The organism is Propioniciclava flava, from assembly GCF_004126535.1.
In the GTDB taxonomy this organism is placed as follows: domain Bacteria; phylum Actinomycetota; class Actinomycetes; order Propionibacteriales; family Propionibacteriaceae; genus Propioniciclava; species Propioniciclava flava.
In genome coordinates this window covers 1-21,603 of the sequence record NZ_PPCV01000001.1, presented here as the reverse complement: position 1 = coordinate 21,603, position 21,603 = coordinate 1, and the positions used below count along the sequence as shown (strand labels likewise).

At 67.2% G+C, this 21,603-nt stretch carries 20 protein-coding genes and 1 tRNA gene; 6 read left to right on the top strand and 15 right to left on the bottom strand.

Going from position 1 to position 21,603, the window contains the following annotated elements; all coding sequences use genetic code 11:
- The first annotated feature begins 174 nt into the window (after positions 1-174).
- On the top strand, positions 175-1,974 hold the full coding sequence (locus C1706_RS14880; RefSeq protein ID WP_431830676.1) for a recombinase family protein: 1,800 nt from the start codon (positions 175-177) through the stop codon (positions 1,972-1,974).
- Here the strand turns inward: C1706_RS14880 and C1706_RS00100 are convergent.
- From C1706_RS00100 to C1706_RS00085, 4 genes are all read right to left on the bottom strand, one after another.
- A tRNA-Val gene (locus tag C1706_RS00100) sits at positions 1,934-2,007 on the bottom strand. The two genes, C1706_RS14880 and C1706_RS00100, sit on opposite strands and share 41 nt — an antisense overlap.
- 71 nt (positions 2,008-2,078) lie before the next feature.
- Positions 2,079-2,483 (bottom strand): DUF3052 domain-containing protein, encoded by a 405-nt coding sequence (locus C1706_RS00095; RefSeq protein WP_431830675.1) that lies wholly within the window; start codon positions 2,481-2,483, stop codon positions 2,079-2,081.
- Positions 2,484-2,627: 144 nt separating this feature from the next.
- Positions 2,628-5,390, bottom strand: a complete 2,763-nt coding sequence (aceE, locus tag C1706_RS00090) for a pyruvate dehydrogenase (acetyl-transferring), homodimeric type (protein WP_129457184.1) — start codon at positions 5,388-5,390, stop codon at positions 2,628-2,630.
- A 107-nt stretch (positions 5,391-5,497) separates the two neighbouring features.
- Positions 5,498-6,040 (bottom strand): PHP domain-containing protein, encoded by a 543-nt coding sequence (locus C1706_RS00085; protein ID WP_241653383.1) that lies wholly within the window; start codon positions 6,038-6,040, stop codon positions 5,498-5,500.
- Positions 6,041-6,391: 351 nt separating this feature from the next.
- Between C1706_RS00085 and C1706_RS00080 the strand changes: the two genes are divergently transcribed.
- The 5 genes from C1706_RS00080 to fabF all read left to right on the top strand — a co-directional run bounded on the left by C1706_RS00080 (position 6,392) and on the right by fabF (position 11,273).
- Entirely contained in the window at positions 6,392-7,579 is a 1,188-nt protein-coding gene (locus C1706_RS00080; RefSeq protein WP_241653348.1) for a PucR family transcriptional regulator, read from the top strand.
- A gap of 89 nt (positions 7,580-7,668) precedes the next feature.
- The gene (locus tag C1706_RS00075) at positions 7,669-8,613 is read left to right on the top strand and encodes an ACP S-malonyltransferase (protein WP_129457183.1); all 945 of its coding nucleotides are present in this window, start codon (positions 7,669-7,671) and stop codon (positions 8,611-8,613) included.
- A gap of 4 nt (positions 8,614-8,617) precedes the next feature.
- Positions 8,618-9,610 (top strand): beta-ketoacyl-ACP synthase III, encoded by a 993-nt coding sequence (locus C1706_RS00070; RefSeq protein WP_241653347.1) that lies wholly within the window; start codon positions 8,618-8,620, stop codon positions 9,608-9,610.
- A gap of 69 nt (positions 9,611-9,679) precedes the next feature.
- Positions 9,680-9,922, top strand: coding sequence for an acyl carrier protein (locus tag C1706_RS00065; RefSeq protein ID WP_129457181.1), 243 nt, complete (start codon positions 9,680-9,682; stop codon positions 9,920-9,922).
- 94 nt (positions 9,923-10,016) lie between these two features.
- Complete coding sequence (fabF, locus tag C1706_RS00060) at positions 10,017-11,273, top strand: beta-ketoacyl-ACP synthase II (protein ID WP_129457180.1); 1,257 nt, start codon at positions 10,017-10,019, stop codon at positions 11,271-11,273.
- 76 nt (positions 11,274-11,349) lie between these two features.
- Here the strand turns inward: fabF and C1706_RS00055 are convergent, their stop codons facing one another.
- The 11 genes from C1706_RS00055 to C1706_RS13890 all read right to left on the bottom strand — a co-directional run bounded on the left by C1706_RS00055 (position 11,350) and on the right by C1706_RS13890 (position 20,509).
- A complete protein-coding gene (locus C1706_RS00055) occupies positions 11,350-11,847 on the bottom strand; it encodes a DUF3145 domain-containing protein (RefSeq protein ID WP_164987357.1) in 498 nt (165 codons plus the stop codon).
- 115 nt (positions 11,848-11,962) lie between these two features.
- On the bottom strand, positions 11,963-13,645 hold the full coding sequence (gene recN, locus C1706_RS00050; RefSeq protein WP_129457179.1) for a DNA repair protein RecN: 1,683 nt from the start codon (positions 13,643-13,645) through the stop codon (positions 11,963-11,965).
- Positions 13,645-14,580: an NAD kinase gene (locus C1706_RS00045; RefSeq protein ID WP_129457178.1), complete on the bottom strand. Its 936-nt coding sequence runs from the start codon at positions 14,578-14,580 to the stop codon at positions 13,645-13,647. The genes recN and C1706_RS00045 overlap by 1 nt, the downstream gene beginning before the upstream one ends.
- Before the next feature lie 9 nt (positions 14,581-14,589).
- Positions 14,590-15,330 carry a TlyA family RNA methyltransferase gene (locus C1706_RS00040; protein ID WP_129457177.1) on the bottom strand — a complete coding sequence of 247 codons (741 nt, stop codon included), beginning with the start codon at positions 15,328-15,330 and terminating at the stop codon, positions 14,590-14,592.
- Positions 15,327-15,578, bottom strand: coding sequence for a hypothetical protein (locus C1706_RS00035; RefSeq protein WP_129457176.1), 252 nt, complete (start codon positions 15,576-15,578; stop codon positions 15,327-15,329). Before C1706_RS00035 ends, C1706_RS00040 begins: the two co-directional genes overlap by 4 nt.
- 9 nt (positions 15,579-15,587) lie before the next feature.
- Positions 15,588-16,139: a CbiQ family ECF transporter T component gene (locus C1706_RS00030; RefSeq protein WP_164987356.1), complete on the bottom strand. Its 552-nt coding sequence runs from the start codon at positions 16,137-16,139 to the stop codon at positions 15,588-15,590.
- Positions 16,140-16,201: 62 nt separating this feature from the next.
- Positions 16,202-16,894, bottom strand: coding sequence for an energy-coupling factor ABC transporter ATP-binding protein (locus tag C1706_RS00025; RefSeq protein WP_241653346.1), 693 nt, complete (start codon positions 16,892-16,894; stop codon positions 16,202-16,204).
- A gap of 8 nt (positions 16,895-16,902) precedes the next feature.
- Positions 16,903-17,526, bottom strand: coding sequence for a biotin transporter BioY (locus tag C1706_RS00020; protein ID WP_129457173.1), 624 nt, complete (start codon positions 17,524-17,526; stop codon positions 16,903-16,905).
- Between the two features lie 102 nt (positions 17,527-17,628).
- On the bottom strand, positions 17,629-18,630 hold the full coding sequence (locus C1706_RS00015) for an HAD-IIA family hydrolase (RefSeq protein WP_129457172.1): 1,002 nt from the start codon (positions 18,628-18,630) through the stop codon (positions 17,629-17,631).
- Positions 18,627-19,346 (bottom strand): hypothetical protein, encoded by a 720-nt coding sequence (locus tag C1706_RS00010; protein ID WP_164987355.1) that lies wholly within the window; start codon positions 19,344-19,346, stop codon positions 18,627-18,629. Before C1706_RS00010 ends, C1706_RS00015 begins: the two co-directional genes overlap by 4 nt.
- Positions 19,343-20,509, bottom strand: coding sequence for a hypothetical protein (locus C1706_RS13890; protein WP_164987354.1), 1,167 nt, complete (start codon positions 20,507-20,509; stop codon positions 19,343-19,345). Before C1706_RS13890 ends, C1706_RS00010 begins: the two co-directional genes overlap by 4 nt.
- Positions 20,510-21,603: the final 1,094 nt, after the last annotated feature.

The following is a 21,603-nucleotide window of genomic DNA, read 5'->3' as shown; positions in this document are numbered from 1 at the left end:
GTACTCACGTTCTGGGAAGTGTTGCGCACCTACATGGCATGAGGACTGAAGATCAGCACTTACGGCTTCGGGTGGCGAGGCAAAACACGCCTGATCTGAGCAAGCTGGTCGAGTGGGTGCTGAACATCGCCGAGGAGCGGCACCGTGCCTGGCGGGACGGCAAGCCAGACCCCTATGGGCTCCCCCCGCCCGAAAGCATCCGAGCAGAACAGCCGGGTCATCTCGACGGTGGCGCAAAATTTGCACCACCGTCACACCGCATCCAATAGCAACGGCAAAGCGAGCTCCGATGAGGAGGACATCATGAGAACCACCGCCCTCGATGCCACGGCGTCCGAGCACACCGAGGAGGCACCAGTTCTGCTGGCCGTCTCCTACCTGCGCGTGTCCACGCGGGAGCAGGCAGAGCGCGGCGGCACCGACGAAGGCTTCTCCATCCCCGCGCAACGCGAGGCGAACGCGAGGAAGGCCGACGAACTCGGGGTGCGGATCGTGCGGGAGTTCATCGACGCCGGTGAGTCCGCACGCTCGGCGGATCGTGATGGGTTGCAGGACATGCTGGCGTTCCTCATCGCGTCGCGGGTGCAGTTCTGCATTGTCCACAAGCTCGACCGGCTCGCCCGCAACCGGGCTGATGACGTGAAGATTCATCAAGCCCTCATCAGCGCCGGGGTCACGCTCGTCTCCGCCACCGAGTCCATCGACCAGACCCCTTCCGGGATGCTCGTCCACGGCATCATGTCGAGCATTGCCGAGTTCTACAGCCGCAACCTCGCCACCGAGGTCACCAAGGGGCTCACGCAGAAAGTCGCCCAGGGCGGCACTCCAGGGCGCGCCCCCATCGGCTACTTGAACGTTCGCCGAACGGACGAGCAGGGCCGCGAGGCACGCACCGTCGAGGTTGATACCGAACGTGCGCCGTTCATCGCGTGGGCGTTCGAGCGTTACGCCACCGGCGAGACCTCCGTGACTGCGCTATTGCGCGACCTCACCGCACGCGGGCTTCTGTCCGTGCCGTCGCCGAAGCGGCCATCCATGCCGCTGGGGAAGAACGCCCTCTACCGCGTGCTGACGAACCCGTACTACGCCGGAGTGATCCGCTACAAGGGCGCGCTGCATCCCGGCGCGCATGAGCCCATCGTGGAGCCCGTGCTCTTCGATCAGGTGCAATCGCTGTTGAAGGCGCGCAACGCGCATGCAACCCGGCACGTCCAGCATGCCCACCACCTGAAAGGCCTGCTGCACTGCGGAACCTGCGGGTCGAGGATGCTGCTCGACTTCGCGACCAACCCGAGAGGCACGACCTACGCCTACTTCGTCTGCTCGGGCAGGGCATCGAAGAAGACCACCTGCACCCGACGGGCTGTGCCCGTGCAGGTCGCGGAACGGCTGGTCGAGGACTCCTACGCGAGCATCACGATCAGCGAAGCCGACTACCGCCACCTCGCCTCCGAGGTTGATGCCCTGTTCGACAAGCGCGGAGCGGGACGCGATCAGGAGTTCGCCGACCTCACCGCGAACCGGGTGCGCTTGGAAGCTGAGAGTGACAAGCTCCTCGCCGCGCACTTCGCTGACGCCATCGACCTTCCCACGCTCAAGCGGCACCAAGACCGAGTCCGCGCCGGGCTTGCTGACATCGAGCAGCGCTTGCGTGAGCACGACGAGCAACACGTCGGCGGCCGAGCGTTCCTCCACGACAGCCTGCGGCTGCTTACCGACGCGCACCTTGCCTACGCTCACTCGGACGACGGGAGCAGGAGGCTAGCGAACCACGCGTTCTACACGCGGTTGGAAATCACCGAGGACGAGCAGTTACGCCCGCGCCTCGCAGAACCGTTCGCGACCATCGTCAGCCAGACCACCGGAGACAAAGAAGCCGAACGGGAACACTCCACATCTTCCGATGTCGCGTGTTCCCGTAAGACACTTTGGGTGGGCGCAGAGGGACTCGAACCCCCGACCCCCTGCTTGTAAGGCAGGTGCTCTAACCAACTGAGCTATGCGCCCCGGCGCACGATCCTACCTGAGGAGTCGGACTCGGTTGTCCGCTCCCCCGGCTGGCACGGCGCGAGGACCGCTCAGCGACGGCCACCCTTGGGGCGCACGATGCGTTGTGCCTGCCACTGGCTCGACACCGTAGCGGGGTTGGCGAGTACGAGCCCCGCCGCCAACGTCGCTTCGGCAATGTCCGTGGGGTCGACGTGACCGTCGTGGCCGATCTTCGGCGTGAACAACCAGATGTGCCCCTCTTGGGACAAGTCGCGTAGCGCATCGACCAAGCCGTCGGCGACGTCTCCGTCGTCCTCGCGCCACCACAACACCACCGAGTCCACTGCTTCGAGCGGATCCTCGATCATGTCGGCGTCGATCGCCTCCATGATCGAATCCCGCAGCGTCTCATCGACGTCCTCGTCCCAACCGAGTTCCTGGACCACCTGCCCCGGTTCGAACCCGAGGGCCGTCACTGCGGGCGTGCCACCCAGCGCCTCGGGCGTCTTGCCCACCGGGGATTCCCCTTCCTTGGTGCGAATCACCCCACCATCGTAGAGCGAATCCACCCAAAGACGCGCGCGGGGCGCCACGAAAGGGTGGCACCCCGCGCGCGTCGGGTAGAGAAGTGACGCCGGTTAGGCGTCGCCGCCCGCGTTGCCCGACGCCCCCGCAGTGACCTCAAGCAGCTTGTACTTGTCGGCTGCCTGAGCGGGCCAAGAGCGGTCGATCTCGCCGTTCTTGGCCAGCATCTGCAGCGCCTTGACCACCATGGACGGGCCATCGATGTGGAAGAACCGACGCGCCGCAGCGCGGGTATCGGAGAACCCGAACCCATCGGCACCCAGCGACGCGAAGTCGCCGGGCACCCACTGCGCGATCTGGTCTTGGACCTGACGCATGTAGTCCGAGGTCGCGATGACCGGGCCGGGAGCGTCGGCGAGCTTTTGGACGATCCACGGATCGTCCACCTCCACCTCGGGGTGCAGGAAGCGGCTCGAATCCACGGCCATGGCGTCGCGTCGCAGTTCGGTCCACGAGGTGACCGACCACACGTCCGCAATCACACCCCAGTCGTCGCGCAGCAACTGCTGGGCTTCCAGCGCGAACGCCACCCCGACGCCGGAGGCCAGCAACTGCACATGCTTGGCGTCGGCGGCCAACCCCTCCGCGTTGCCCTTCGAGATCAGGTGCATGCCGCGCAGGATGCCCTCGGCGTCGACATCGTCGGGCTCCTTGGGCTGGATGATCGGCTCGTTGTAGACGGTCAGGTAGTAGATGACGTCTTCGGGCTTGTCGCCGTACATGCGTCGCAGGCCGTCCTGCATGATGTGGGCGATTTCGTAGCCGTAGGCCGGGTCGTACTGCACGACAGCCGGGTTGGTGGCGGCCAGCACGGGGCTGTGCCCGTCCATGTGCTGGGTGCCCTCGCCGGTCAGCGTGGTGCGACCCGCCGTGGCGCCAATGAGGAAGCCCCGGACCAACTGGTCGGACGCCGCCCAGATGGCGTCAGCGGTGCGCTGGAACCCGAACATCGAATAGAAGATGTAGACAGGCACCATCGGGATGCCGTGCGTGGCATAGCTGGAGCCAACCGCGGTGAACGACGCCACCGACCCGGCCTCGTTGATGCCGGTGTGGATGATCTGACCGTCCTTGGCCTCGCGGTAGGACAGCATCAGGTCGTGATCCACCGGGGTGTAGTTCTGCCCGTGCGGGTTGTAGATCTTGATCGTCGGGAACAGCGAGTCCATGCCGAACGTGCGCGCCTCGTCGGGGATGATCGGCACGACATGGGCGCCGAACTCCTTGTCACGCAGCAGGTCCTTCAGCAACCGCACCCAGGCCATCGTCGTGGCGATCTGCTGATGCCCCGAGCCCTTCTTGACCGAGGCGTACGCCTTGTCGTCGGGCAGCTTGAGCGCCTGCGGCTTATTGCGGCGCTCCGGGACGGGCCCGCCCAGGGCACGACGGCGCTCCAGAGCGTAGGCGACCCGCGGGTCGGACTCATCGGGCCGGATGTACGGCGGCAGGTAGGGGTTCTCCTCGAGTTGCGCGTCGGTGACGGGCATGTCGAGGCGATCGCGGAACTGCTTCAGATCGTCCAGCGCCATCTTCTTCATCTGGTGCGTGGCATTGCGTCCGGCGAAGTGCTGACCAAGGAAGTAGCCCTTGATCGTGTGCGCCAAGATGACGGTCGGCGCGCCGGTGAACTTGGTGGCCGCATCGTAGGCCGCGTACACCTTCTGGTAGTCGTGCCCGCCTCGGGTGAGGTTCCAGATGCGGTCGTTGTCCCAGTCGTCCACCATCTTCGCAGTGCGGGGATCGCGCCCGAAGAAGTGGTCGCGCACGTAGCCGCCGTCGTTGGCCTTGAACGTCTGGTAGTCACCATCGGACGTGCTGTTCATCAGGTTGACCAGCGCGCCGTCCTTGTCGGCGGCCAGCAGCGGATCCCAGCCGTGACCCCACACGACCTTGATCACATTCCAGCCGGCGCCACGGAAGAAGGACTCCAGTTCCTGCATGATCTTGCCGTTGCCGCGCACCGGGCCATCGAGCCGCTGCAGGTTGCAGTTGATCACGAAGGTGAGGTTGTCCAGTTCCTCGTAGGCAGCGGTCTGGAGAGCGCCGCGGCTTTCGACCTCGTCCATCTCGCCGTCACCCAGGAACGCCCACACGTGCTGCTGGCTGGTGTCCTTCAAGCCACGATTGTGCAGGTACTTGTTGAACTGGGCCTGCCAGATCGCGTTGATGGGGCCGATGCCCATCGACACGGTGGGGAACTCCCAGAAGTTCGGCATCTGACGCGGGTGCGGGTAGCTGGGCAACGCGCGGATCTTGCCGTCGACGATGTGGCTCTTCTCCTGGCGGAAGCCGTCCATGTCGGCTTCTTGCAGGCGGCCCTCCAAGAAGGCACGGGCGTACATGCCGGGGCTGGCGTGCCCCTGGAAGAACACCTGGTCCCCGCCACCGGGGTGATCCTTCCCGCGGAAGAAGTGGTTCATGCCCACTTCGTAGAGCGTCGCCGAGGACGCGAACGTGGAGATATGGCCGCCGACGCCTACGCCAGGACGCTGAGCGCGGTGCACCATGACCGCCGAGTTCCAGCGCAGGAGGCGCCGGAACTGACGCTCGAGATCCTTGTCGCCGGGATACCACGGCTCGGCCTCTGCCGGGATGGTGTTGACGTAATCGGTGGCCGTCAGTGAGGGGACGCCGAGGTGCCGCTCGCGGGAGCGCTCGAGCAGCTTGAGCATGATGTAACGCGCCCGGTTCCGGCCCTGCTCATCGATCATTCCGTCGAGGGAATCCAGCCACTCCGCTGTTTCCTCCGCGTCGATATCAGGCAGGTTGGTGGGCAGGCCGTTGAGGATGGGGCCCGCGTTGTCGCGAGGTGCCACTGATGTGTCCTTTCTCACAGCGGACGTCGGCGGGTCAATGGTCCCCGCCGGGACTCGTTGCCACCCTATCTCTCCGAACCGAGAGATTCACGACGAGACGGTTCCGCTCACCACGCCTGTAAGCGCGGGAGTTCCCAGCACGTCAGGATGCGCTCCGGTGGGATGCCTGCGGCGGCTGCGCGGGCGGCGCCGTACTCGCTGAACCCCAGTTGCCCTGGAGCATGGGCATCGGTGTCGATGCTGAACAGGCAGCCACTGTCTCGGGCCAGGGCCAGGAGATCGTCGGGTGGATCGCAGCGTTCGGGGCGGCTGTTGATTTCGACCGCGACGCCGAAACGCCGACAGGCTTCGAAGACGACCTCGGCGTCGAACGCGCTGGGCGGCCGGGTGCCACGCTCACCGGCGATCAGCCGCCCCGTGACATGGCCGAGGATGTCGGTGCGGGGGTGGGCGATGGCCCCCACCAACCGTGCCGTCATGGCGTCCGGTGGCATGGCCAGCTTGCTGTGCACGCTCGCCACCACGATGTCGAGTCGGCCTAACGTGTCGGGATCGTGGTCGAGGCTGCCGTCATCCAGGATGTCCACTTCGGCGCCCGCCAGCACTGTCACTCCCGTGAGCACGGCGTTGAGGTCGGCGATCTGTTCCAGCTGGGCGAGCCTGCGCGTGCGATCCAGCCCTCGCGCGACGCGCAGCCGTGGGCTGCGCGTCGGTCATGGCGAGGTAACGCCTGCCCAGCCGTGACGCCTCGACGGCCATCTCCACGATCGAGCTGGCCCCATCAGACCAGTCGCTGTGGACGTGGAGGTCTCCGCGCAGCGACGCGATGACGTCGTTGACGGGAGCGAGTGGCCCGTCGGCACGCTGCCCGCCCTGTCGTTCCAGCAGGCGCGCGATCTCCCGAAGGTCGAGTTGCGGATCACGCCTGTCCAGCGCGCCATCGTTCCATGGCCGCACGCGGGTCGCCGCGCGGGTAGTGTTCTGGCCTTGAAGGAGGGCGCATGCGCGATCAGGTGCGGGAGTGGATGCCGACCGGCCGGACGCGTGCCGCCATGTCGAAGCGGCTCGCCGCCGCGGCGGCGTCCATGACGACGGCTGCCTTGACCCAGATCACCGACCGTTACCCCTGGTTCAGTGAACTGGACGCCAACAATCGGGCGTCGGTGACGCTGGTCGTTCGTGCTGGCGTCGATGGTTTCTTGGACTGGTTCCGGGGTGGCGCTGGCAGTGTCGAGCAGCCCAACATTTTCGCTTCCGCGCCGCGATCGCTGATGCGGCAGCTCACGTTGCAGCAGACGGTCGACCTCATTCGCACCACAGTCGAGACGGTCGAGGAGCAGATCTCCTCTCAACTCCCCCGCTCGGATCGCCCCACGCTCACCATGGCGGTCCTGCACTACAGCCGTGAGATCGCCTTCGACGCCGCCGAGGTGTACGCCCGGGCCGCCGAGACGCGTGGCGCGTGGGATGCGCGGCTCGAAGCGCTCGTTATGGACGCGGTCGTGCGGGGTGATGCCGACGAGTCGGTCGTCTCGCGGGCTTCGACGTTGGGCTGGCATTCGCCCAGGGGCCTGGCCGTCGTCCTCGGCGACCTTCCCGCCCGGGACGCGTCCCTGCGAGATTTGCGCGGTGCCGCGGCCCGCCGAGGTCTGGATATTCTGGCGGCCGGACAGGGTCCTCGCCTGGTCGTTCTTTTGGGCGGTGACTTCACCACGGAGGAGGAGGCCTTGGCTCACGCGTCGGGGCTGACGTCCTACTTCGGGGCCGGTCCCGTCGTGGTGGGGACGGTCGTTCCTGATCTGGTCGAGGCCGTGGTGAGTGCCCGCGCCGCGACCTCGGGGCGGCGGGCAGCGTCGGCGTGGGTGGATGCGCCGCGCCCCGTGTCGGCCCGGGCGCTGCTCCCCGAGCGCGCCTTGGCAGGCGATGGTCATGCTCGTCGGGAGTTGGCCCACGACATCTACCTGCCACTGGCCCAGCACACGGGCGACCTCATGCGCACGCTCGATGCGTATTGGGCGACGGGCACCTCCATCGAGGCAACGGCCCGCCGGTTGTTCATCCACGCCAACACGGTGCGCTATCGCTTGGGCCGAGTGGAGGATCTGACGGGCTACGCCCCCTCCGATCCACGCGGTGGATACGTCCTTCGGCTGGCAGGGACACTCGGCCGTCTCCTGACCGAGCCGTAGGCTGACTAGAGGATTCCCACAAAGCCCATCCAGAAAGACTGTGCGTCTCTCGTCATGGAGAGACCACTGGGCCCGGGAGGATAGTCCTCGTGCTTGCGATCGTCGCGCCCGGACAGGGCGCCCAAACCCCCGGATTCCTCGCCCCCTGGCTCACCGGCCCCGCCACCGACACCCTGGACGGCTTCTCTCAGGCCGCTGGTATCGACCTGGCGTTCTACGGGACGCAGGCCGACGCTGAGACCATCCGGGACACCGCCATCGCCCAACCGTTGCTGGTCGCGGCGGGCCTCCTGGCGGCGGAGGCGCTGACCGGGGACGCGCAGGTTCCCTTCCGCGGCGCCGACATTGCCGCCGGACACAGCGTGGGTGAGTTCACCGCGGCCGCTGGCGTCGGAGTGTTGTCTCCGCTCGACGCCTTGGCGCTCGTCCGTGAACGGGCCTTGGGCATGGCCGAGGCGTCGGCGCTGCGCCCCACGACGATGGCCGCCGTCCTGCGCGGTGACGCCGAGGCGGTAGTCGCCGCGATCGAGGCACTGGGCGCGACCGCGGCCAACCACAACGGCACCGGTCAGATCGTCGCGGCGGGCACTGCGGAGCAGATTGCTGAACTCAAGGCGAACCCGCCTGCGGGCAGCCGTGTCGTTCCCTTGTCGGTCGCCGGGGCCTTCCACACTGCGCACATGGAGCCCGGACGGGTACGACTCGCCGCTGCGGCCGCCACCCTCACAGCCTCCGACCCGGCCGTGACGCTGCTCAGCAATGCCGACGGAACCGCCATCGCCCACGGCGCCGAATACCTCAGCCGCCTGGTCAGCCAGGTCACCTCGCCCGTGCGCTGGGATCTGTGCATGGCGGCCATGGCTGACCTGGGTGTCACCGGCATCCTCGAACTCCCCCCGGCGGGCACCCTCACGGGCATCGCCAAGCGCAACCTCCCCGGCGTTGCGCTGTTCAACCTCAACACACCCGATCAACTCGATGACGCCCGCGCCTTTGTGGCCGAGCATGCATCGACATCCAGCCAGGAGGCCTAAGAACGTGCCCATCACTGCCAGCAAGGGGTCGCCGTACGCCCGCATCGAGGGGTTGGGCGCCGCAGTCCCGAGCCGCGTCGTCGATAACGCCGAGATGTGCACCTACATCGATTCCTCCGACGAGTGGATCCAGCAGCGCACCGGCATCATCGAGCGTCGCTGGGTCGGTCCGGGCGAGGACGTGCGGACCTTGTCGCTCGCCGCGGCACGCCAGGCCATCGAACGCGCCGGCCTCACCCCCGCTGACGTTGACGCGGTGATCATCTCCACCGTCAGTCACCTCGTTCAGACGCCTTCTTTGGCCGCCATCGTGGCTGCCGAGTTGGGTTGCCAGGATGCGGCCGCGTTCGACATCTCCGCAGCGTGTGCCGGGTTCTGCTATGGCATCGGCATGGCGGAGTCGTTGGTGCGCTCCGGCGCTGCCACGCATGTCCTCGCTATCGGCGCCGAGACCCTGTCGGAGATGACCGACTTGTCGGATCGCTCCACGGCATTCCTGTTCGCCGACGGTGCTGGCGCCGCTGTCGTTGGCCCCTCCGACGTCGCCACCATGGGCCCCATCGTGTGGGGATCTGACGGCGACCAGGCCACCGTGATCGAGATGAACCGAACCTGGCCCGAAGCGGTGGCGTCCGGCCAGCCATCCCAGATCATGATGGATGGCCGCCCCGTGTTCCGCTGGGCTACCACCTTCATCGCGGAGGCGGCGCACCGCGCGCTGGCCGCCGCAGGCCTGGCACCCGAAGATCTGGACGTGTTCGTCCCTCACCAGGCCAACAACCGCATCACCGACGCCATGCTGAGACACCTGAAGCTCCCCGACAGCGTCAAGGTCGCGCGTACCATCAAGCACTACGGCAACAACTCCGCCGCCTCCATCGGCGTCGCCCTCGACGCGATGATCGCCAGCGGCGAAGCCAAGAGCGGCGACACCTGCCTCATCATCGGGTTCGGGGCCGGACTGGTGTACGCCGGCCAGGTCATCACGATCCCCTGAATCACCCTTCACGTCCGGCCGACCCGGCCGGTGCAAGTCCTGCACATCAACAACACAAGGAGAAGCCCCATGGCCACCACTGAAGAGATCCGCTCGCAGCTCGCCGAACTCGTCAACGAGGTCGCTGGCGTCCCGGTCGAGGATGTTCAGCTCGACAAGTCTTTCGTCGATGACCTCGACGTGGACAGCCTCGCGATGGTGGAGATCATCGTCGGCTGCGAGGACAAGTTCGGCGTCACCATTCCCGACGAGGAGAGCAAGAACCTCAAGACCGTCGGCGACGCCGTCGCCTACGTCGAGCAGCACAGCTGACATCGTCGCGGGTGCCCGGTGGTTCCGGGCACCCTTTTTCCTCGGACGCCCCACGTCCGGGTAGCTCAGCCTCCAGCAATAAGGAACCGAAACGATGAAACAGATCGTCATCACCGGCCTAGGGGCCACCACGCCGTTGGGCGGCGATGTGGCATCCACGTGGTCCGCCATGCTGGCCAGCCAGTCGGGGGTCCGTGCCCTCACCGAACCGTGGGCCGAGGATCTCTCGGTCCGTATCGCCGGGCACGTCTCACAAGATCCCAGCGAGAAGATCGACCGCGTCCAAGCACGCCGGTTGGATCGCAACACCCAACTCGCGCTGATCGCCGCTCAGGAGGCCTGGTTGGACGCCGGACTGGGCTTGGGCGAGGCGAACACGATCGATCCGGAGCGGTTGGCGGTGTGCCTGGGCACCGGGATCGGCGGGCTCCACACCCTCTTGGGTAACTGGGACGTCTACAAAGACAAGGGGCCACGCCGCGTCAGCCCCTTCACCATCCCCATGCTCATGGCGAACGCCTCGGCGGCGAACGTCGGCCTGCTGGTGAACGCTGCGGCAGCCGTGCACGCTCCGGTGTCGGCGTGTGCGTCGTCGAACGAGGCCCTGTCCCTCGCGGTGGACCAGATCCGCCTGGGACGCGCTGACATCATCGTCGCGGGCGGGACGGAAGCCACCATCCATCCCTTGCCGATCGGCGCGTTCGCGCAGATGCAGGCCTTGTCCAAGCGCAACGACGATCCTGCGGGCGCCTCGCGTCCGTGGGACAAGGGCCGCGATGGATTTGTGCTGAGTGAAGGGTCGGCCGTGCTGGTCCTGGAGTCCCTCGAGCACGCTCGGGCTCGTGGCGCGAAGATCTATGGAACTTTGGCCGGTGCCGGGATCTCCGACGACAATCACGACATCGTGCAGCCGGAACCCTCAGGCCACGGCCAAGCGCAGGCCATGATCAAGGCGCTGCGTGAAAGTGGGCTGTCGGCCTCCGACATCCGCCACGTCAACGCGCACGGGACGTCCACGCCGCAAGGCGATGTGACCGAGGCGCACTCCATCCGGCTCGCCTTGGGCGCTGCGACCGATCAGGTGGTCGTCACCTCGACGAAGTCCATGACCGGGCACCTGCTGGGTGCGGCCGGGGCGCTGGAGACCCTGGCAACCGTGCTCGCGCTGCGCGATCGCGTCGTTCCGCCGACGATCAACTTGTCCGATCCCGAAGAGGGGTTGGATCTCGACATCGCCGCGAATGAACCGCGCCCGCTACCCGAAGGGGACCTGGCCGCATTGAACAACTCGTTCGGCTTCGGCGGCCACAACGTTGCCGTCGCGGTCACGAACGAGAACGTCACTGCGTGATCAGCACCACACTTATGCGAGAGGGCCCCGCGAGCACTGTGCTCGCGGGGCCCTCTCGCATAAGTGTGGTCGAGGTTCAGCCGACCTCGTGCAACCAGCGCAACGACTCCCCTTCGCCGGCCTGGCGGAACACATCGAGTTCCTCGTCCCAGGCTGAGCCCAGCAGCGCCTCAAGTTCCTCCTGCAAGGCCTCGGCGTCGCCACGTGCGCTCAGCATCGCGCCGCGTAGTTGATCCTCACGGATGACGACGTCCCCGTTCAGGGTCGTCATCGCGTGGAACACACCCAGGGTGGGCGTGTAGGAATACCGCTCGGGCTCGGCGGTCGCACTGCCCGCGTCGGACGCCTCGAAACGCAGGCGAGGCCACCGCTTGAGGGCGCTGACGATGCGTGCCGTCATCCCCGGGGCACCCGTCCAGCTGAACTCGCTGCGATAGCTGCCGCGCTCGGCAGGTTGAGGCCGCCAGTCCAAGGAGATGGGCATGCCAAGAACCCCGCCGAGGGCCCATTCAACGTGCGGGCACAGCGGGGACGGTGCGGACATGATGGTCAACATCCCGCGGGTGGTGGTCACGACGCTCTCCTTCGGCTTGGGTGCTGCCTTCCCCTGCCTCACCTACACCGGATTCGTGCGTCTGAGTTTATTGTGCCGGGCGTGTCAAGCCGACGCACCCGCAGTGTGTGAAATCTCAGCGCCGTGCCTCGGCGAGCAACTCGGTCGCATGCTCGCGGGCGGCTTTGGTCGTGTCCACGCCTGCCATCATGCGCGCCAACTCGTCGACGCGGGCCTCCTCCTTCACCTCGGCGATACCCGATGTGGTCACCTGCCCGTCGTTGGCTTTATGCACCACAAAGTGACGGTCAGCGAAGGCGGCTACTTGGGCGAGGTGGGTGACGACGATCACCTGGCTACTGGCCGCCAAACGCTTCAGCCTGCGGCCGATCTCCAAGGCAACCGTGCCCCCGACTCCGGCGTCCACTTCGTCGAAGACGAACGTGTGTCCTGTGGTCGCACCGGCCAAGACCACTTCCAGTGCGAGCCGGACGCGCGACAACTCACCCCCCGACGCCACCTTCGCCAACGGCGCTGGCGAGGAGCCGGGATTGGCAGCGAACAGCAGCGTCACCTGGTCGGCGCCGTACGGCCCCAGATCAGGCAGCGCCGCCACCGCGAACGACAACCGGGCGTGAGGCATCGCCAGGGCCGTCAATTCGGCCTCGACGCGCTCAGCCAACTCCCCCGCCGCGCGCCGACGCCCTTCACTGATCGAAGCGGCGAGGGCCTCCAATGCGCTGCGCTGCCGGGAAACGGCATCCTCCAAAGCCGCGATCCGCTCATCGGATCCCTGGAGACGGTCCACCGTCGTGGCCGCGTCGCGGGCCCACGCGAGCACGTCGGCCATGGTTGAGCCGTACTTGCGTCCCAACCCTTGCAGCGCAGCCAGGCGTCCGGCGATCCACTCCAGTCGGGCCGGGTCGGCCTCCAGGCCTGCCAGGTAGGAGGCCACGTCCGTGGCCGCATCACTCAACAGAAACGACGCCTCCGCGAGGCGCCCCGCCAGGCTGGCTGCCGCCGGATCGTCCTCGGCAGCGGCCTCCAGGGCCTTGCGTGCGGCCGCGACCAGGCCAAGCGCGGTCGGCTGGTCATCGAACGCGTCATCGTCACCGGCTAACGCCACGGTCGCCGCCCGGGCGGCCTGCCGCAGGTCATCCACGGCTTGCAACGAGCGCGCCTCAGCCTGCAAGGTGACGTCCTCGTCGACCTGCGGAGCCACCTTGGCGATCTCGGCGAGCCCAAACTCCAACAAGGCCAGTTCGCGGGCGCGTTCCTGGGCCTGGGCACGCAGCCCGACCAACTCGTCCGCGTCCGCACGATGGGTCGCCCACAACGACCGGTACTTCGCCAGGTCGGCGTCCAGTTCGGGGCCGCCGAAGGCGTCCAGCACCTCTCGTTGCCTCTCAGCCGTGCCGAGGCGAAGTTGCTCGCTTTGCCCGTGGATGGTGATCTGTTCCCCCACCACATCCAGCAGGCCTGGAACGGTCACCTGGGCGCCACCGACCAGCGCACGGGATCGCGACGGCGTCAGGACACGCGAGATCAGCACCTCGCCTTCTTCCACCTCACCACCGTGCTCGGCGACCCTGCCCGCGAGGTCGTCATCGACGCCGAGGCGACCCTCGACCAGAGCCCGCGATCCGCCGTGCCGGATCAACCGGCTTTCCGCCTTCTCACCGGTGAGCAGTCCGAGCCCCGTCACGATCATCGTCTTGCCCGCACCCGTTTCGCCGGTCACCGCCGTGAAGCCCGGCCCAAGATCGATGGCCGCATCGTCGATGACACCCAGCCCGGCGATCCGCAGTTCAGTGAGCATTAGCGCGCGTCTCCACTCGTGCCTCGGTCGCGCTCGGCCGCGCCGCGCCAGCCGTAGACGGGAAGATCGAATTTCCGCACCAGGCGTTGCACGAACGGCTGCTCGGAGGTCCGTGCCAGTTTGAGTGTGTGGGGGCTCCGGCGCACCGTCACGTGGTTGTAGGGGGCGACGGAGACGCTGCGGCGTCCATCGCACCACAGCACTCCCCCCGTGGGCGGATTCTCCAACATGGTGATGTCCACGACTGACCGCGGGCTCAAGACGAGCGGGCGAGCGAACAATGCGTGCGCCAGCAAAGGAACGACCAGGATCGCTTCCAGGTCCGGCCACAAGACGGGGCCTTGCGCGGAGAACGCGTAGGCCGTGGAGCCGGTCGGGGTGGACACCAAGACGCCGTCGGTGCCCCAGCGCGAGAGCGGGTGTCCGTCAATGTCGACGACGACTTCGATCATGCGCTCGCGGGCGGCTTTCTCCAGCGACACTTCGTTGATGGCAAAGCTCGACCAGATGACATCCCCGTCGCGGCTGGAGCGCAACGTGACCTCGAGGCAGAGTCGCTCCTCCACGCGGTAGTCCCGATTCACGACGCGCCCCACCAGGGAGTGCGCTTGGCTAGGTTCGAGTTCTGCCAGGAACCCCACATGCCCCAGGTTGACACCCAAGACCGGGTAGCCGAGCGGCACAGCCCACTCGGCGGCTCGCAGGATCGTCCCATCGCCACCGAACACGACCACCAACTCGGGTTCCTGATCGGGGCGATCCTGGAAAGGACGCACGTCCGCATCACCGATGCGATCCGACAGCAGTGGGTAGGTGGACGACTTCACCCAGCACACGAAACCGTGAGGTCGGAGCCGCTCGATGAAATCGCAGGCAGCATCGACGGCCTCGGGACGCTGGTCATGCACGCCCAGGGCGATGTGTCGTGGACTCACCGCGCCAGCCTAACGCGCCCCGCCGAGAGGGCCAGCGACCAGGTGCAGGAAGAACTCGTGATTGCCGTGCTCGCCGGGCAGGGGACTCTCTCCGCGCCACCGTTCGCGCCAGCCCGCCGCCTCGGCCGCTTGCGCCACGGCGTCGACGGTCTCGCGGGCACGGCGTTCGTCGGCGACCACGCCGCGCGAGTCCAGCCCCCCACGTCCGACTTCGAACTGTGGCTTGACCATCAGGAGCGCGTCGCCGCCCTGACGCGCCACGGCGCGCAGCGGCCCCACGAGCAGCCGCAGCGAAATGAACGACACATCGGCTACGACAATGTCCACCGGGACGCCGCCCACATCGTTCAGGGTCAGGGAACGCAGGTTCAGCCCCTCGTGGTTGGTGACGCGCTCATCGTCGCGGATGAGAGGGGAAAGCTGGCCATGCCCGACGTCCACGGCGTGCACGTGCTGGGCCCCCTTGGCAAGGAGCACCTGGGTGAAGCCTCCCGTCGAGGCTCCCGCATCCACAGCGGTGGCTCCAGCCACGCTGAGCCCGGTAGCGTCCAGCGCGCCCACCAGCTTGTGTGCGGCCCGGCTCACCCATGGATCCTGATGCGCCTCCAGGCGGTCGGTCTCCCGCACGGGGAAGGACGCCTTGCGAACGACGTCACCGTTCACCCGGACAAGCCCGGCGAGGATGACGTCGCGGGCCTGCCCGCGGGAACGCGCCAGCCCCCGGGCGACCAGTGCGGCGTCGATCCTCATGGGGTGGGGCGAGGTCCGGCCTCGCCAGGGTTGAGGGCGCGTTGTACTGCGTCGATGGCCGCGGCGAGCGCGTCGTGGTGGGTGTGGACGTCTTGACCAAGCTGAAGGCGCTGGAGAGCCTCGTCGATCTCGCGGTTGCCGGTGTGCGGAGGGATGACCTGTTCCTCGGCTTCGGGCCCGCCGTCGTCCCCTGGTCCGTGCGTGTTCATGTCGGGTGCGTTGTCCGCGTCCAGGTGTGCAGGCTCCACGCCAGCAGCCTAGTCGTCACCCAGGCCGCGCGCCGTCAAGGCATCCCCAGTTCGGCGGGCGTAGGCCACGGCAGACACCACGACGGGAGTGAGTGCCGTGGTCAGATTGCGGTCCAATCCTCGCGCTCGTGACGCCGCACGCACGTCGCCGAAGGCCCCCGCCACGTAGGGCACGGAACGAATGAGGATGGCAACAGCCAGGCCGAATCGTTCGGGGCGAGCCCCCAGCCGCGTGAAGGGACGCGCAGCAGACACCAACGCGTCGACCAGGGTGGGCAAAGGGGTAGTGAACAGGATGAGACGGCTGGCGTAGAGCGCCACCAGCGTGGTTCCGACGACCGTGATCCCCGTCGCCAGCGAACCGGTGAAGCCGTGATACCCCGCTAGCACCACCAGTAGCACGGCCAGCGTCCAGGGGACGCCGATCGACAACCGGACAGGCACGCCTAGCCTCAACAAAGGGATAGCTGCCACGACGACCAGCGCCACGACGAGTGCGGGGTCGCGCACGATCAGCGCAGGAAGCAGGAGCAGCGCGAACCAGAGGTACTTCGGCCCCATCCCCAGACGGTGCCAGAATGTGGTCCCAGGCACGTACTCGCCTAGGAGAGCGCGCGTCGCGTTCATCGCTGGCTGGCCTCGTAAAAGACGATGGATTCTTGTGGGCTGCCATCGGCCACGATTCTGCCGCCCGCTACCACCAAGACTCGGTCAGCGCTCGCGGCTAGGTCGAGGTCGTGGGTTGATACGACAACCTGCTGCGGCAGGGCGTCGAGGAGTGCCCGCAACCGCAGGCGGTTGCCCAAGTCGAGCAGGGTGGTGGGTTCATCGGCGACGAGGATTCCCGGGTTCACCGCGAGAACAGCCGTCAACGCGACCAACTGCCGTTCGCCCCCCGACAGGTCGTAAATGCTCTGCTCGGCGACCCTGTCGAGGCCACGCTCGGCGAGCAGTTCCAGCGCGCGGGCGCGTCGTTGCTCGCGTTGGGGGACAACGCGTCGAAGTGAGAGCTCGACGTCCTCGATGGGTGTGGGCATGAGCAGTTGGCTCAGCGGGTCGGTGAACACGAAGCCCACGTGGGCCCTCACCGCCTTGCCGTTGGTGGCTGGATCCAGGCCGTCCACCTCGACCCGTCCGCCGGTGACGGGCATGAGCCCATTAAGGAGCCGCAGGAGTGTCGACTTGCCCGAACCGTTCGCGCCGATGAACGCAATGCGGCGCTCGGGGAGTTCGCACGTGACGTCCTGCAGCAGTGTCTTGCTCGTCCACCGTCCCCCAGTGGGGGCAGGCACCGGGACGTCGACGCGGACGTCCACCAAACGAATCATCCGATGTGCGCGGAGGTGCGCTCGCTGTCGACAACCGGTGCAACCGGAGCGAACAAGTCAGGGAAGGCGCGATGGACAGCGACGGCAACGAGCGCAGCAATCACGGTCTTGATAACGTCGCCGGGCCAGTAGGCCAAATCGAGCACCGCTGCGGCTTGGAGTGGCATGGCGCCGTTGATGCTCATGCCCAGGATCCCGAGCGGATGGATGACGAGGATGGATCCTGCCAAGCCCGCCACAACGAACAGGCCCCAGCGCCGACCCGCGGTGCCAAAGCGCAGCACGAACCGCCGAGCCAGGAATCCGATCACCAGCGCCGCGATGGGGAAGGCGAGCAGGTACCCGGCCGAGGGGCGGACGAGGACACCGATCCCCGCAGCCCCGCCTGCGAACACGGGCAGGCCAACGAAACCGAGGAGGAGGTAGAGGCAGGTGGCCGCGAAGCCACGCCAGGGCCCCAAGATCATGGCGGTCAGTGCCACCGCCAACGTCTGCAAGGTGATGGGGACCATCAACGCCCCGACGGGAATGGCCGGAGCCAGGGAGAACGCAGCGATAAGGCCGGCGAAGACGGCCACGAGGGCCAGGTCGGTCAGCGTCGACGGCTTGCGGTGGGTCATGTCGAGTACTCCTGATTCGGCGGTACGGTCACCGTCACTGTACGGCAGGGCGACGTGTCCAGTCGGCGGTTCCCAGAGCGAGCCTGACGTCCGGGATCGCCGTCACGCAGGAAGGAGTGTGAACCTCCTCCTCACCTCGGGGCCCACCTCTCCCCCACCGTTCCATTGATGAACGGCCAACGCCCAAAGCGCATCGAGTTGCTCTTCGACGCTATCGGTGGGTCCCTCCACCACGGTGCAGCCACCGTCGTCGGTGCGAACGTGGGCGTTCCCGCATCGGGTGACGCCCTCCTCTACGGTCGCGACGCGGGCCGGGTGGAACAGTGACATCACGTTCCAGCCGATTGCTGTCGGTCGCCCGTGAACGGGGGCGCTCAAGAGATCACCGACGCCGCTGGCACCGGTGAGCACCATGAAGGAGTCGAGCCCCGCCGCGTGAGCCCCCATGATGTCGGTGTCGATACGGTCACCGACGAACACGGGGCGTTGGGCGCCGCTGCGAGCCAGGGCGGCGTCCATGAGGGGGCGGTAGGGCTTACCGACGATAACTTCCGGGTCGTCACTGACGGCGGCACGCACGGCGTCGACCTGCGTTCCGGCTCCCGGCACGATGCCATCGGCTTCGGGACGCGTCGAGTCGGTGTTGGTCACGAACCAGCGAGCTCCGCGTTGCAGGGCGATGGCGCCTTGGTCCAGCCGCGGCCAACTCATCGCCGGGTCGTAGCCTTGGACGACAGCGACCGGTTCGTCCCGGAAACTGTCGACGGGCACGAGCCCCGCCGCCTCAACCTGGTCGACCAAGTTGGGTGTCCCCAAGACGATGACCTTCGCGCCGTTGGGGAGGCGCTCCTGGAGAAGGGCGCCCATCGCTTGCGCGCTGGAGACCACGTCGGGCTCCTGTGCTTCAAAGCCGAGCCGGCTCAGGTGATCGGCGACCGTCTGGGTGCTCCGCGCGGCGTTGTTGGTGACGTACATGGTGCGTAACCCTCGCGCATGCAGTCGCCCCACCCCTTCTACCGCGCCCGGGATGGCCCCCGGGCCGCGGTAGAGCACACCGTCAAGGTCGAAGAAGACGGCATCGTAGTCGTCGATGAATGCGCTCACGCGTGGTGTTCTTCCTCGGCTCCGTCGCTCGCCTCCTGAGGATCGAGAGGATCCTCATCGTCGGCGTCGGCCAGGGCTTGGACATCGGCGGCGTCCTCGAGAGCTGCCTCCACCTCACGCGTGGGGATGTCCTCCTCAAGCTCGTCGGGCTCGCCCTCGGGGTCCGTGGAGGACTGTTCTTCCTCGTCCATCCCCAACGGCTCGGAGTCCTCACCCAGCAACGCCTCTTCGTCGACGTCCAGGACCAGTCCTTGGAGCTTGGAGACGCGGTCGGCGGCGTCCGTGATCCCTTCCTCGTCCAGGGCTGCGGCGGCGCTGAACCAGCGCTCGGCGCCGTCCGCGTCTCCGGTGTGCTCCAGCAGATCCGCATAGCCGTAGCGCAAGGTGGCGCGGGCTCCCCGTGATCCCTTGCCTGCAGAGGCCTCGATTTCATGCTTCAGGAGGCGTAGCGCTTCCGCTTCTTGCCCAAGGTCCAGCCGTGCCCCGGCCTCAACGAGGCGGAGTTCGACGCGCTGGCGGAACTCCGGTTGCGCGGCGAGTCCCTCCTTGATGAGTTTGAGCGCCTTGTCGGGATGCCCCAAGGCACGCTCGCAGTCGGCCATGACGGCCAGGAACTCGTTGCCACCGTTCATGCGACGCAAAGCGCGCAACTCGGCCAACGCAACCTGATATTCCCCTGCCGCATACGCGGCCTCGGCGGTCGCTTCGCGCGTCACCGAGAGGCGCGCAGCGCGTCGACGAGCGGCTTCCGCGTGTGCATAGGCCAGTTGAGGATCGCTGTCGATGAGTTCGCCCGCCTTGAGGAGGTGCGCGCCGACGATCTGCGCGATCTCAGGGCTGAGGCCCCGCAGTTCAGCACGGACGCCTCGCGGCAGGTCCCGGAGGTCCATGTCTTGAGGAGTGTCAGGTTCGTCGGGCTTGCGCGCCAGCCCCGGACGCGGCACATACGGCTCCCGGTCGTCGTCGCGCCGTTGATCACGGGGACCGCGAGCAGCGCCTCCCTGCGTGTCGCGGGAGGAACTCCGCCGGTCATCCCGACGCGCGGGACCTCGGGAGTCACGTTGATCGCGTCGCGGCCCACGGTCGCTTCGCTCCCCGAAACCTCGGCCCTGTCGAGTGTCGCCGGCGGCGTCTTGACGGGGACGATATCCCTCGCGGCCACCTTCTCGGTTGCCACGGTAGGGGCGGCTTGCGTCATCGGTTCGCCCTGCCCGCTGGGAGTCGCGGCCTGGACGCCATTCGCCCTGCTGTCCACGACGGTCACCGCGCGCATCATCGCCACGCCGCGCAAACCCGTCAGGGCCCTCGCTGCGGCCACGGCCATAAGAGCCTCGCGTGTCCGAGTTCCGGTCGGGGTTGCGGCCCCAGTTACCGTCGCGGTCACGTCGATCATCGCGCCGACCGTCGAAGCTGCGCCCTTCGCCACCACGGCCACCGCGATCATCACGACGCCCCTGGAAGCTGCGCCCATCGCCACCACGACCGCCACGATCATCACGACGCCCATCAAAACTGCGCCCCTGACCACCACGATCATCACGACGCCCATCAAAACTGCGCCCCTGACCACCACGATCATCACGACGGAAGCCATCGTCGCGGCGTTGGTAGCCGCGGCTCTCACCGTCGCGAGCCGAGGAGTAGCGGGGGCGTCGATCGTCGTCGCGTTCACCGCGGTAGGGGCGTCGTTCCTGCCCGTCGCGGCGCTGCCACGAGCCGTCACCACTCCCGCGGCCTTGCTCGCTCCTGTAGCCCCGGCCCTCAGAGCGCGCATCATCGTTGCGACGCGGACCCGTGCCTCGACCTGCCGGGCGGGCACCTCCGTGACGAGGCCGATCATTCTGATCGCCGCGCCAAGGCCCACGTTCGTTGTTCTCACCGCGGGAGGGTCCTGCACCTCCGCGTTGGCCGGATGCCGAGCGGGAGTCGTCGAAGCGTCCGACCCGCGAACCGCCCTGTGCGTCCTTGGACGAGCGCCAGCCGCCTTGACTCCGTCCCCCGTCACTACCGGGGCGGCGCGAGCCTGCCCCTTGTTCACGGTTCGGCCGTCGTTCGCCGCCGGAACCTCCACGCTCAGAGGGTCCCCGACGCTCGTTCTTTTCATTCACCGTCCTAGTTTGCCGTCATCTCCCCCTGTCGGGCAAAGAAGGTGCAGCGAACGGCGACAGATCCCAACCCAGTGGTTCCTGCAGTTCAGCCCTCGCGGGGTAGACGAGCGCTGCCGGGAGTCGGGACGCCACCCGCAGGCGTACCGAACGGGCGCATCGCCCACCGAGGCTAAGCGGCCGCGCGTCGGTGCCTGCTCACCATCCACTCCACCGAGACAGGCCCTCGAGGTGAGCCCCCAGAAAGACTGCTCCACAAAGTCCCCTTGTACGCTCAGTCCCGGCTTCGGACTGCCCCAGCTCGAGAATCCATGCGCCTCCGCGAGCTGATCCCAGGTAGGGCTCCAACGGCTACCTTGGAGCCCGAGGGCACCGAAGCGATCTTCTCCCTCTCACCCGGGTGATCTCCATCGCTCGAACGCTGAGGTCAACCGCAATCGTATCGGTGACACACGTACCCCGATGATGGGAGGAGGCTTGGCGCCCTCTGGCAATCGACCCCTGGAGGTCTCCCTCTACAGGTTCGCGTTTCGGCAATCTTCATCGACCTGAGGCTCGACCCACAGGACGCTCTGCCCTTGACGCCGCTCGAACAACCGGAAGGATGCCCGCCGGACATCCCTCGACTGGCCCCATCCTGACGGGCCCTTGCACCTCTCCTCGACACCATCGAAAGAGGAGTGCTCGAGCAGGCGTCTGGACTAAGGGAGTGGGCGACTGGCTTCCGTCTTCAAGTACGCCGCTGGGGCTGGGGGGCTGGTTTGTCGTGGTTGGGTCTACCCCTGTCGGTAGCGTGTACCGGTTCGGGAGGCGTGGTCCACCGTTTCCCGGGCCATTCAACCAGCCTTGGGGGCGCATGTTCACTCTC

Excerpts from the sequence above, each read along its gene's own strand:
- C1706_RS14880 (WP_431830676.1), top strand. The coding sequence starts at position 175 with ATGGGCTCCCCCCGCCCGAAAGCATCCGAGCAGAACAGCCGGGTCATC.
- C1706_RS00080 (WP_241653348.1), top strand. The coding sequence starts at position 6,392 with ATGCGCGATCAGGTGCGGGAGTGGATGCCGACCGGCCGGACGCGTGCC.
- C1706_RS00065 (WP_129457181.1), top strand. The coding sequence starts at position 9,680 with ATGGCCACCACTGAAGAGATCCGCTCGCAGCTCGCCGAACTCGTCAAC.
- fabF (WP_129457180.1), top strand. The coding sequence starts at position 10,017 with ATGAAACAGATCGTCATCACCGGCCTAGGGGCCACCACGCCGTTGGGC.
- recN (WP_129457179.1), bottom strand. The coding sequence starts at position 13,645 with ATGCTCACTGAACTGCGGATCGCCGGGCTGGGTGTCATCGACGATGCG.
- C1706_RS00040 (WP_129457177.1), bottom strand. The coding sequence starts at position 15,330 with ATGAGGATCGACGCCGCACTGGTCGCCCGGGGGCTGGCGCGTTCCCGC.
- C1706_RS00030 (WP_164987356.1), bottom strand. The coding sequence starts at position 16,139 with ATGGGGCCGAAGTACCTCTGGTTCGCGCTGCTCCTGCTTCCTGCGCTG.
- C1706_RS00020 (WP_129457173.1), bottom strand. The coding sequence starts at position 17,526 with ATGACCCACCGCAAGCCGTCGACGCTGACCGACCTGGCCCTCGTGGCC.